General features: G+C 40.3%; 12 protein-coding genes. 9 read left to right on the top strand and 3 right to left on the bottom strand.

The features are described 5' to 3' along the window. Window positions 1-255: transposase (locus BO222_RS08690; protein ID WP_075817320.1), on the top strand; the 255-nt coding region annotated here is incomplete at its 5' end. A gap of 251 nt (window positions 256-506) precedes the next feature. Here the strand turns inward: BO222_RS08690 and BO222_RS08685 are convergent. Then, window positions 507-1,088: a helix-turn-helix transcriptional regulator gene (locus BO222_RS08685; RefSeq protein ID WP_233131236.1), complete on the bottom strand. Its 582-nt coding sequence runs from the start codon at window positions 1,086-1,088 to the stop codon at window positions 507-509. A gap of 446 nt (window positions 1,089-1,534) precedes the next feature. Between BO222_RS08685 and BO222_RS08680 the strand changes: the two genes are divergently transcribed. Next, a complete protein-coding gene (locus tag BO222_RS08680) occupies window positions 1,535-2,671 on the top strand; it encodes a DUF4317 family protein (RefSeq protein WP_075820217.1) in 1,137 nt (378 codons plus the stop codon). A 355-nt stretch (window positions 2,672-3,026) separates the two neighbouring features. On the opposite strand, the gene BO222_RS08675 is transcribed toward BO222_RS08680, so the two are convergent. Both BO222_RS08675 and BO222_RS08670 read right to left on the bottom strand, forming a co-directional pair. Next, on the bottom strand, window positions 3,027-3,929 hold the full coding sequence (locus BO222_RS08675; protein WP_075820215.1) for a peptidylprolyl isomerase: 903 nt from the start codon (window positions 3,927-3,929) through the stop codon (window positions 3,027-3,029). Then, on the bottom strand, window positions 3,919-4,938 hold the full coding sequence (locus BO222_RS08670; protein WP_075820213.1) for a peptidylprolyl isomerase: 1,020 nt from the start codon (window positions 4,936-4,938) through the stop codon (window positions 3,919-3,921). Before BO222_RS08670 ends, BO222_RS08675 begins: the two co-directional genes overlap by 11 nt. A 472-nt stretch (window positions 4,939-5,410) precedes the next feature. On the opposite strand from BO222_RS08670, the gene sufC reads away from it, so the two are divergent. From sufC to BO222_RS08635, 7 genes are all read left to right on the top strand, one after another. After that, entirely contained in the window at window positions 5,411-6,226 is an 816-nt protein-coding gene (sufC, locus tag BO222_RS08665; RefSeq protein WP_075820211.1) for a Fe-S cluster assembly ATPase SufC, read from the top strand. Then, on the top strand, window positions 6,226-7,026 hold the full coding sequence (locus BO222_RS08660; RefSeq protein ID WP_075820209.1) for a SufB/SufD family protein: 801 nt from the start codon (window positions 6,226-6,228) through the stop codon (window positions 7,024-7,026). The genes sufC and BO222_RS08660 overlap by 1 nt, the downstream gene beginning before the upstream one ends. Then, window positions 7,013-8,278 (top strand): aminotransferase class V-fold PLP-dependent enzyme, encoded by a 1,266-nt coding sequence (locus BO222_RS08655; RefSeq protein WP_178390470.1) that lies wholly within the window; start codon window positions 7,013-7,015, stop codon window positions 8,276-8,278. The genes BO222_RS08660 and BO222_RS08655 overlap by 14 nt, the downstream gene beginning before the upstream one ends. A gap of 17 nt (window positions 8,279-8,295) precedes the next feature. Further along, complete coding sequence (gene sufU / locus BO222_RS08650; protein ID WP_143356990.1) at window positions 8,296-8,748, top strand: Fe-S cluster assembly sulfur transfer protein SufU; 453 nt, start codon at window positions 8,296-8,298, stop codon at window positions 8,746-8,748. Further along, entirely contained in the window at window positions 8,732-10,150 is a 1,419-nt protein-coding gene (sufB, locus tag BO222_RS08645; protein ID WP_075820205.1) for a Fe-S cluster assembly protein SufB, read from the top strand. Before sufU ends, sufB begins: the two co-directional genes overlap by 17 nt. Window positions 10,151-10,189: 39 nt before the next feature. Further along, complete coding sequence (locus BO222_RS08640) at window positions 10,190-10,819, top strand: 5-formyltetrahydrofolate cyclo-ligase (protein ID WP_075820203.1); 630 nt, start codon at window positions 10,190-10,192, stop codon at window positions 10,817-10,819. Window positions 10,820-11,220: 401 nt separating this feature from the next. After that, entirely contained in the window at window positions 11,221-12,282 is a 1,062-nt protein-coding gene (locus BO222_RS08635) for a hypothetical protein (protein WP_075820201.1), read from the top strand. Window positions 12,283-12,508: the final 226 nt, after the last annotated feature.

The following is a 12,508-nucleotide window of genomic DNA, read 5'->3' as shown; positions in this document are numbered from 1 at the left end:
CGGGAGAACATGTCTTCAGATGCAGGACATGAGATTATGGTCAGCCGGAGCATTCAGGCGGAAGGAACCTTCGGAGATCTTAAAGAAAACTACAGATACAGCCGATTGAGACGCCGGGGACTGGAAAACGTAAAATTTGAGGTGCTTATTGTGGCCATGGGACACAATATCAGAAAATTAAACAACAGAAATCGGATGAGTTGCCCAGAACTCGAACGTTATGGAAAATTAAAGGAGCAGAAAAGCGAAATCTGAAAAAGATTATAAACAGTCTTTTTGAGTTTTGGCTCTTTTCAGTGCGTTCAAAAATTGACTTGAGCGGAAAAACACATCATAAAACAGGATTGAATCAGATAAAAAGCATAGAAAAAGGGGCTGTAAATCTCGCTGATGAAAAATCAGTCGAAATTTAACAGCCCCTTTTTCGATTATTTTGGTTTTCATCTGTTACGCAGCGGATGTGCTTGGATGCAATTGAATCTATAGAAGATCAATTTCTGATTACCTTATTTCATCAGAAGAAAGACTAAAGCTCCAAGAAGCAATCCAACTCCAGCTCCAGCCAGGAATTTTATTACAGTCTGATAAGGTTGTTTTCCGCTTTCTCTGATGGTTTCGATTTCATCCAGACGTTTTCCTTCACTGAATGCTACCACTTCTTTGTATGTATGAATGTTGTTGGTACGCTTCAGTTTTTCGATTCTGAATGCATAAAGCATAGTTATAAGGTAAAGGGGAAGCCATAGGACCAGACCAAGCATTCCTTTCCATACCAGCAAAGGGACAAAAGTCAGAATTGAAGCGATGACTAAAGCGGAAAAGATATTGCCTTGCGTGTTAAATGCGTTTACTTCTTCCTGATTGATTTCCTGTTTCATTTTTTTCAGATCTCCTTTGATCAGTTCGTCCACTGGGACTCCAAACAGATTGCTTAATAGGAGCAGGGAATGTATATCCGGATAACTTTTCTCGTTTTCCCAATTGGATATGGTCTGGCGGCTGACATATATTCTTTTTGCCAGCTCTTCCTGAGAGAGCTGCAGCTGCATCCGATGATTTTTGATTTGTTCTGATATTTCCATTTTCATTTTGATTGATTCCTGTATTTCCTTTTCATTTGATTGTTTATATTCGCTTCCTTTCTTTGATACAGTTGTCTCGCTTTGCTTTTTATTGATTTGGTGGGATATTACGTGGACAATGTCATCATGTCAGATCAATGGATACAGCGTATATCGAAAGTCTTTTGCAGTAATTAAAAACAGGGGATTTTACATGTCAAAAGTCTTTGACATGCTTCAAAGACCCATTTTTTGTACATGATTATTGCTCAGCAGTATGAAACCTGTTCAAATTTTAAATATCTCCCTTTTCGTTCAGATGAAAATCAGAATTTTTCAAATTAAACCAGACATTCATTTGTTTGTTAAATCACATCTTATCTTTGCTTATTGTTGAATGATTCGAAGATTCTTTTTATCTGAGTTTTGGATTTTAGAAATCTTTCCTCTGTAACTGTGCTATCCTTTAAGGCATGAATAACGAAGAACTCAAAGAAATACGCCGCCAATATAAGAAGAAAAATAAGAATTTCAACATCTACCGGGTGGCTTACAGCTACGTCATTCCTGCTATTCCAGAGACCCAGATTCCAAGCTTTGAAATCAAGGACTGGGAGGATTTTCGGGAAGCAGAACAGGAAATCTTCCTGTCGATTTTTAAGAAAGCTCTATCAGGTAAGATTGGAAAGAATCTGATGGAATACGAGTTTGAACGCGAAGCTGGCCAGGAAAATGGATATCAGAAAAAACTGTATACCTTAAACAAATCTCTTTTAAAGGATGAAGAACTCGTTACCAAATTAAGAGATGAAATCATTGCCAATGATGGCTTCAACCAGAAACATCTGATTACTATAGCCAGCTGCGAATATCTGGTTCCAGTGCTCGATAAGAATGGTGAAGTTATTCCGGATAGTGCACCTATGCCGTTTCAGTTTTTGCTTGGATGCATAAATGAAGTTGATCTGACAGATATCGGTCTTTTCTACAATCCAGATACCGCAAATATGGAAAAGAAGATCGATGAAGATATGCACGTTCTTCCAAAAGTACTCGATGGATTTATGTTTCCGGTGTTTGCCGATCGAGGAGCTGATATCAGCCGGCTGCTCTACTTTACGGCAAAACCAAAAGAGCCAAATGATGGATTAATTGAGGTTCTTTGCGGAAGAGAAGCCGAACTGCCTTATGATCGTGAACAGCAAAACTTTGCCGGACTGATCTCGGATTTAGCTCAGGATGAACTTTCGCTGCAGTTAATTCAGAACCTGCAGGAAAACGTCAGAGAAATGATCTCAGAAAACCCTGACAGTGAAGCATTTTCATTAAGTAAAAACGAGATGGAAAATCTTCTTTCCAATTCCGGAATCTCAGAACAGAAAATGGATCGCTTTTCTGCTGTCTATGACAACCAGGTCGGAAAAGAAGAACTCAAAGCCGTCAATATGATTGATACAAGCAAACTCGCTGTTAAGATGAATGGAATTACCGTCAACGTCAAAGGAGATGTTTCCGATAAAGTCAAAACTCAGGTGGTTGATGGAAAACGGTACCTGATGATTGAAGTCGATGAAGGCTTGATCGTTAACGGCATTGATATGATCAAGTAATCTAATTGGTTAAAAACAACTGGACAACTCTCTTATTAACTTAAAAATGAATTTGTAAACCATACCGTCGGATCAGACCTGATTGTCTGATTCGACTTTTTTACGTTAACCAAATTCAGAAACGATTAAATTCTAAAGAGCTTCTATGAACCGGGATTCAGAAAAATGCCAAAGAGAATAGGAGAAAATCCACGTAATCACCTGCAAAAAAGAAATATGAAGAAGAACATAAAAAGGAAAGGGAAAAGGAAAAGGCGAATCGTCAGGAAACTTGATTCCTGTGAATTCGCCTTAATATGTATGTTAACTTAACGGGTATGTAATTCAATTTGTCCCTGTTGCAAGCTTGTGCTGATTATTCAGTCAGATCAGGACGGGTTACCAGATATTCCGGGTTGTTGGTTTTCAGATAGTCGAAAATATACTGATCATGAACTTCAAAATCGTATTTGGTGAGGTAGAATACCATACATCCGGAAATAACATCCTGATTGCTTGAAAGAGACTGAGTGATCAGGTCGATATTTTCGTTATAATCACGACTGATCAGCTTGACGGCATAATAGGCTTTGTCGTCTGTTGAAGTATCGTCATAGAATACTTCAGAGAGAACTCCATCATCACTCGTTTCATTGAGTGTATTAAGCAATCGGGTTGGAAGTTTTGTAGTTTCGGTCGTAATGACTGTATCATTGCCAGTATAGTTTGCTCCTTCACGAGCATACTGCTTACCTGCTTCTTCTGGAGAAGTTCCGTCATTCATTGCATCAATGGCTTTTTGAGCATTGTCTTCTGAATCCGTTTCGATAATGGCAGCCACAACTGGACGGTAAGTCTCTTCAATCGCTTCAGCATTTTCTTCAAAATACTTTTCAAGAAGTTTATTGGACTGAATTGAAGGGATGATGACCTGGTTGAGGTATTCTTCCTTGTCCTTATATCCATAAGTCTGAATCTGTTTGAGGAAGGTTTCAGAATCCGGATCATAGCTTTTCAGCATTTCATCGGCTTCTTTTTTGATCTCATCATCAACAGGAACTTCCTTATTATAAATCAGCAACTGAATACCCTGAATCATCAAAGAAGGTCCGTTGACACGCTTGATGAGTTCATATTCATCATTGCGGGTAATGGTTGTATCTCCAATACTCATTAATGGCTTATCCGGTTCAGTCACTTTGGTATTTACCTGAGAAGCACATCCTCCAAGAAGCATTGCAGCACAAAAGGTGCTAAGAATCACTTTTTTACTTTTCATCTTCGCTTCCTCCTGTCTGTTCCTTAATATAGCTTTCGACCTGTTTCTGAACTTCTTCATCTTCAAATTTAATATCGCCTAGCTTTTCTGCCGCATCCCTGACAGTCGATACTTCAAGACCAGGGTTTGCACTCAGCAAAGCGTTTAAAGCCGATTTTCCAGTGGCTTCATTTTCCGAGTTGTAGATGGTTTCAAAGTCTGTTTCGTTTACATAAACGCGGTATTGAACAGCTGCTCCTGTCTGAGGATCTGTTACGCCGATCCATTCAGTCATTTCACCTTTTTTGAGACCTTTTAAAGCTGTCTTAATGGATTCGTCAAAAGATGAGGAACTTTCATCATAGTAGCCATAGTAGCCTGCTAATCCAGCTGTTGCTGTATCTTCAGAAAAAGCTGTAGCCGCATCGGCGAAGGTTCCATCTTCAAGAGCCTTATCCACATTTTCCATTTTTGTTTTCTGCTCTTCAGAAGGAGTATCCACTGAATCGACATTGATGGTAATGATCGAAATTTCTTTTGGAGAGTTTGCTACGTTTTTGAAATACTTATCCTTGTTTTTCTCGATATAATCTCTTTCAAGCTTTTGAAGTTTTAAAGAAGTCATGCAGTAGTTTTCGATCGCGTCATCGCCCTCAAAACCAAAACCTGCAAGCTGCTGCATCAGACGATATTCAGTCTGACCAGTTGAATCTGATTTCATATTGGTTTCCAGAGTCTTAGCCTGTGCTTTTGCTTCTTCCTTCATTTCAGGAGTCGCTTCAACGGACTGATTCACGACAGCATCCTGATACATATAATATAGAAGAGACTGATTGAATCCCTGATAATCATCGAACATCTCATCGGAAGTGTAATCACCCAGGCTAGTCGAAGCGACCACATCTTTACCGTCCGTCTGTTTGCCTGAAACGTTGTCCTTATTCATATCCATGACGAAATAGACCAGCATTGCGATCATGGCAATGGCAATCAGGCAGACAAACCAGTATTTTCTTAAAAATTCACTCATGATTTTGCTGCGATCCTGCCGGCTGCAGCCATCCTTTCTATAACCCGGCAGACTTAAATCCCATTCTTTGTTAAATAACTCAAACTATTATAAAAACTTCATTGCAGAAAAGCAATTTGCCTTCATATTCCATATTTTTTCACTTCTCGTTTCGAAACGGAGCAAAGAGAATTTCAGCATCAAAGATATTCAAACAGTCAAACATTAAGCAGAAGTTAAACGATTGTCCTGTAACTTAACAGATCCTGACTGACTTGACTGACTGTGCTGATTCAGGAGAACTCAGGATTTGGATTTCAGTTCAGAATCGATCTCTGTCAAAAAAATTGCAGACAGGATTAATCAGGAAGAGTCTAAAATCACTTCGCAATCGGGCACTTCAAAAAATATGACAAGAAGAAGAGAGTTGTCTATCAAAATCGGTTTATTCTGTAATATGCTAAACTGAAAATGAATGAAAAGAGGTTGAAATATGTCCGCTTTAGAAATTAGGGACCTGCACGTCAGTGTCGAAGGCACAGAAATTTTAAAAGGCCTCGATCTGAGTGTAAATTCCGACGAAAGACACGCACTAATGGGACCAAACGGCAACGGTAAATCCACTTTACTTGCAGCCATTATGGGAAACCCAAAATATACAGTTACACAGGGCACGATTACCTTTGATGGTAAGGATGTCCTTTCCATGGAAGTGGATGAACGCAGCAAGGTCGGCCTGTTTTTAGGTATGCAGTATCCTGCAGAAGTACCTGGCGTGACCAATTCCGATTTTTTAAGAACTGCCATCAACGCAAGAAGAGAACAGCCCATTTCGCTGTTTAAATTCATTAAGGAAATGGATCATGCGATTGATGAACTCGATATGAAAACCGATCTGGCGCATCGTTTCCTGAACGTTGGCTTCTCAGGCGGTGAAAAGAAACGCAATGAAATTGTTCAGATGCTCCTTCTTAAACCGCAGTTAGCCATGCTTGATGAAATTGATTCCGGTCTGGATGTTGACGCGCTGCGAATTGTTTCTGATGCGATTATGCATGCACAGGAACAGACGCATTGCGGTCTCATTGTTGTCAGTCATTATGCCAGATTCCTTGATTATCTGAAACCAACACATGCTCATATTCTTGTAGATGGAAAAATCGTGGTTTCGGGTGGACCGGAACTGATCCAGAAAGTTGATTCTGAAGGATATGACTGGGTTGAAAAGGAATATGGTGTCAAGGCGAAGAGTGAAGAAAAGCCTAAACCAGTTCTGCTTGAATCCTGTGGTGCCAAGAAGGCTGCCTGATGAATCAGCAGTTTTCCGGAGAGTTCAAAGAGACTCTCAAACTGACCAATACCTCAGAACTTCTTGAAGTTCTCGTTGAAGAAAGAAGCAAAGGCAGCCTGGAAATCGTTCTTGAAGAAGAGGTCAGAGATGTCAAAATTGATATCACTCTGGCTGATTATTCAGAAGTGAAAGTTTTTATTCAGAATAATAGTGCACCCGGTCTGAATATTGACCTTCACACCCAGGTAAAAAAGGATGCCAGACTTCACTTAGGGTTCCTTGATCTTCAAAAAACTCCGACCACATTGAAATATTTAGGAGAACTTGAGGAAAACGGAGCTTATACCGAACTTTATACTGGACAGCTCTGCCTGGAAGATGCACCGAAAAACAATGATATAAAAATGCTTCATAAAACTTCCTATACCTATGGGAACATGCATAACTTTGCGGTTGTATTTGACAAGGGTTATTACAAGACTGTCTGTGATGGAACCATTGGCAAAGGATGCCCAAACTCTGAATCTCATCAGGAAACACGTGTTCTGACCATGGGACAGGGCCATAAGGCAGAAGTCATTCCAATTCTTTATATCGATGAAAATGACGTGAAGGCTTCTCATGCATTAAGCATTGGCCAGCCGGATGAACAGCAGCTGTATTACATGTGTTCAAGAGGATTGAGTATCAGACAGGCGATCGGCCTGCTTTCTGTTGGTTACTTCATGCCTGTCATTGAATTCATCAATGATGAAGAAACAAGACATTCACTCCAGGAAGAAATGGAACGAAGGGTAGGACTCTATGAAAATCATTGATCATATCGATGAGATCCGTGAGGACTTTCCGATTCTTAAAAGAGAAATGAATGGGTATCCTGTCGATTATCTGGACAACTCAGCGACGACACTCAAGCCCAAAGCCATGATCGATGAAGTGGTTCGATATTATACCTATCTGGGAGCTAATGCTCACCGCGGCGATTATGAGATGAGTGCTCAGGTCGATTATGCTTATGAAGGAGCAAGAAAGACGACAGCTGAATTCATCAATGCGGCCCGTAAGGAAGAAATAGTATTTACATCCGGTACAACTGAATCACTTAATCTGCTTGCCATGATGATTACCAACCAGCTTCTTCATGAGGGAGATGTGGTTCTTTCTACAGAAACCGAGCATGCCTCAAGCATTCTGCCCTGGCAGCAGGCTGGTTATGATAAAAAAGTCAGTGTGAACTTTATTCCCTTAACAAAAGAGGGAAGACTGACCATTGATAACTTCAAAAAGGCCCTGGAAGATAACCCGACCACCAAAGTTGTTGCGGTTGCTCAGGTATCCAATGTTCTTGGTTACACCGCCCCAATTAAGGAAATGGCAAAAATCGCTCATGAAAAAGGCATCCTGCTTGTGGTGGATGGAGCTCAGTCTGTAGCTCACATGCCCATTGATGTTCAGGATCTCGATTGTGATTTCTTCTGCTTTTCCGGCCATAAGATGTGCGGCCCAACCGGAATCGGTGTTCTTTACGGCAAATTTGAACTGCTTGAAAAACTTCATCCGATGATTTTTGGAGGAGAAAGCAACGCTCGTTTTTATAAGTACGAAGCTCTCGTATTAAAAAGAACACCATATAAATACGAATCAGGAACGATGCCGATTGAAGGAGCTTTAGGTATGGCTGCGGCTATGCGCTACCTCAAAAAGATCGGACTTGAAAATATTCATGAATATGAACTTGAACTTAAACAGCATTTCTTAGAGCGATACGAGAAGGAGCTCAAGGATAAGGTGACGATTTACAATGCCGAAAATGGATGCGGAATCATTACTTTTAATGTATTCGATCATGGAAAGCTGATCTTTCCACAGGATATGGCCAGCTTCCTTTCGAGTAAGGGAATTGCCGTTCGTTCAGGACAGCATTGCGCAAAACTGATGGGAGATCTGATTAAAGCTCCTGGAACAGTTCGTGCAAGTATTTATTTTTACAACACCATGGAAGATATTGACCGTTTAGTGGATGCTTTGAAAGAAGCCAGCTTTGAAAATACGCTCGATATTTTCTTTTAGAAAGGGGGAGAATGAATATGCCCATTGATCCCATGTTAATGAGAGAGATTATTATGGATAACTATCAGTATCCCCATAATAAACATCTCAGTGAAGATCCATCCTATTGTTCACGTCATATGGCCAGTGATTCATGCATTGATGACATCACCGTCCAGGCTAAATTCAAGGATGGAAAAATTGAGGATGTCCGTTTTGATGGACAGGCCTGCACCATTTCAACTGCTTCGACTTCGATCCTGACCGATCTGGTAAAAGGAAAGACCTTGGAAGAAGCAAAGGATATTATTGATAACTATTACCGGATGATTGACCAGAAAGACTATGACGAAGACAAGCTTGAAGAAGCCAACGCCTTTGCCACAGTTGGAAATCAGGCCAACCGGATCAACTGTGCGACTATCGGTTGGCGCGCATTACAGGAAATGATTGATCAGGAAGAGGAGGCAGAACATGGTGGACAAGATTGATAAATCCCAAGTCGAAGCTCTGAATTCTGAGGAATATAAATATGGATTCCATGATAAGGATGTTTCTGTCTTTAAAACAGAAAAGGGAATTAACGAACAAGTGGTTCGTGAGATTTCTGCAATCAAGCATGAACCCGAATGGATGCTTGAAAAACGTCTGGAAGCTTACCATTACTTTATGGATGCCCAGAATCCAAATTGGGGTCCGGATCTGAACAAGATCGACTTTAATGAATTTACCTATTACATCAAACCAAGTGATAAACAGGAAAAGGACTGGGATGAAGTTCCAGATACGATTCGCGAAACATTTGAAAGGCTTGGAATTCCAGAGGCTGAACAGAAGTTTTTAGCCGGAGTTTCAACTCAGTATGAATCTGAAGTTGTTTACCATAACATGCTTCAGGAAGTTGAGGATAAAGGCGTGATCTTCCTCGATACCGATTCCGCCTTAAGAGAACATCCGGATCTGTTCCGTGAATATTTTGGAAAGGTGATTCCTTATTCTGACAATAAATACGCTGCTTTAAACACAGCCGTATGGTCTGGCGGAAGCTTTATCTATGTTCCAAAAGGAGTCAAGCTTGAAAAACCACTGCAGTCTTACTTCCGAATTAACTCACAGTCTTCTGGTCAATTCGAAAGAACAATGATTATCGTTGACGAAGGAGCAGATGTTCACTACGTTGAAGGATGTACAGCTCCAATTTATTCTAAGGATTCTCTGCATGCAGCAGTTGTAGAGATTTATGTTCATAAAAATGCAAAATGCCGTTATTCAACGGTTCAGAACTGGTCTACCAATGTAATTAACCTGGTTACGAAGAGAGCCTGGGTTTATGAAAATGGTCACATGGAATGGATTGATGGAAACATCGGTTCTAACCTGAATATGAAATATCCATCCTGCATTCTTGCAGAACCCTATGCTAAAGGAACAACGATCTCGATTGCAGTCGCTTCCAAAGGTCAGGTCCAGGATGCTGGAGCCAAAATGATCCACCTGGCCCCTTACACAACAAGTTCGATTATTTCTAAATCGGTAGCGCGTAACGGCGGGGAAACCAACTATCGAGGATGGGTTGTGCAGAATTCAAAAGCAGATTATGCAAGAAGCAAGGTCGAGTGCGATACCCTGATTCTTGATAAGATGTCAAGATCCGATACGATCCCATTAAATCGTCAGCTCAACCAGACTTCATCCATTGAGCATGAAGCTACGGTATCCAATATCTCTGAAGAGCAGCTTTTCTATCTGATGAGCCGCGGACTTTCCAGAGAAAAGGCAACAGAAATGATCGTCATGGGATTCCTTGAACCATTTACCCGTGAACTTCCGATGGAATATGCGGTTGAACTCAATCAGCTGCTCAAACTTGATATGTCTGAATCCATTGGATAGATTCAGAAGATTTTCGATTTAACTAAATAGCAAATAAATATGAATACAAATTCAGAATTCGATAAGGAAAGGCAAAAGGAAAATCAGAAGATCCGACAGGAAGCTCTCAAAATCCGAAACCGAATTTTGGATCGCTCGCAAAAAGAAAAGGCATTGGTCAAAAATCTGATGCCTTTTTTTGCACATGCCAGCCGTCCAGGATTCTTTATTCCATTTCGTGATGAACCGGATCTTTCTGGTTTATTCAAGATGGTTCCGGATTATCTGGTTCCAAAAGTTATTTCCAAAACAGAAATGATTTTCTGGAAGCCGGAAAACCTGAAAAAACAGGTTTTTGGAGTCATTGAACCATTCAGCAAGGAAATTGAAGCAATGATGAATCACTGGGTTACAGAACAGGAAATGGAAGAGTTCAGGCAAAGATATGTTCCAGATGTCTTACTTGTTCCGCTTTCGGCGTTTTTTAATACCTATCGGCTTGGGTATGGAGGCGGTTATTACGATCGATATCTGGCCAATCATCCTGAAATAATCACCATAGGAGTAGCCTTCGATGAACAGGAAATGGCCTTTTATCCAATGCCCTGGGATCAGGTACTCGATTATATAGTGACTCCAACCAGAATCATCGAAAAGAAACAAAGTGAAGAATCCAGGAAGGGAAATTAGCCGATCCATCAACCGTGTTCGAGCAAAGATCGGAATAAATAATCCAGGATGACTCATAGATATAATCAGGCATTGAGCATATTTTTCTATAGAACAGAGCCAATGAAATAAGATGAATCTGTCAGATCTTTTAAATAGAAGACGGTCCTGGATATTCTGGCCAGTCTGATTTGAAAGAGCCATTCAGGTTTTAGAATGGATTACAGAAAATAAGAGAATCTGACGATTCAAACGATTCTGAATGATTCAGCTGAATGAATCGACTGAATGAATCATATCGATGGTTCAAATGAAAGAATCAAAAAAAGCCTGACGGCTGATAAAATTGAGTGCTTTGATGAATATTTTTATTGAACGAATTGAATGAATGGCAGGAATATTCTGTCAGTGAGGTATGAAAAATGAGTGTGATTTCAAATATCAAGGAATTCTGGTCCCGATTTGAAGACGAACAGAATGATTTGCTTCAGGCATTGAAGAATAAGGATTATACTGCCTTATCTGAGGTGCTTGAAGGGCTGGATCAGGAATGCTATGCGATCAGCGGAGCCCATATGTTTGTAGAAGATACGTTTGAACAGCCGGAAATGACTTTTGATGCCGGCCCAAATAAGACAACTCAGCTGATTTGTCAGCAAATGAAAAAACTGGCTCCATCTGAGATTAAGAAAGTATGGATTATCAATGATACACTGCCTCCGCTTTCACAAAAAGCCATTGAGGCCCAGCTGCAGATCAAAGATGAAATTTATACTCTGTTTGATTTTACAGCTTTCTATACCTGTGATGATCAGGCGCAGTCGTTTTCTATCCGGTTATACTGCCCAGGATTTTCATTGATTGAAAATCCGGAACATAAACGAGAAATGTGTATCTATCTGGTTGAACTTGCAATCGGTCAGAATATGATGGAAAGCTTTGTCTCCTTTGTGGATTATATCGATCAGCCCGAAAACGGGGTTGATTTCTGTAATCTTACTGAACTTTATGATGTGATTGAAGAAGCGGTTCAGAAGGGAAAGTGGAAAGATTATAAGCATCCAACGGATATTTATTCGGTTTATCAGCCTCATCAGGACTTTGCTCACGATTCATTGCGTAAGGATATGAAAATTATTTTTACGACCAATCCGTCTCTGATTGAAGAATCACTGGGAAATAAGGCGGATGTTCTTCTGGATCTGAAAGCAAAAGATGGAGAATATGGCTATGTCTATTTCTCAAATCTTTTTAATGGTAAGGATGATGCGATTTTCCGACAGGAGCTTTCCAGAAAACTCGATGCTGCATTTGCTCCCCTTCATTATGCCAAAGTTATTGGCGGGGCTATTGGGAAATCTTTCTCATACATCGACCTGATTGTTTTTGATAAGGATCTGTTCCTTAAGGCATTTTCGCAGATTCAAAAGCAGCTGCATCAGCAGGTTGAACTTCACTATCGGGCATTCTCTGAAGACATCTGATACGATTTAAGAATTTTGTTCGCACCCGGAAAATGGCATAACGAAAAAAAGCAAGAACATTTGGATGATATTAAACAACAGGTTCAAATAAGATAAAACGTAACCTTTTGAAATTTGCACGGGCTTTTATTCCCGGTTATCCCTGAATACCATCAAAGGCGGAAATCTTCTCTGTGCTCCAGCTTTCCTCTCAGGAAAGTCGGAAACGGAAGATTTCCGCCTTTTG

The organism is Ileibacterium valens, from assembly GCF_001945525.1.
GTDB classification, from domain to species: Bacteria; Bacillota_I; Bacilli_A; order Erysipelotrichales; family Erysipelotrichaceae; genus Ileibacterium; species Ileibacterium valens.
Note: the sequence above shows the minus strand (reverse complement) of the source record. Positions and strands in the feature narration are given on the sequence as shown.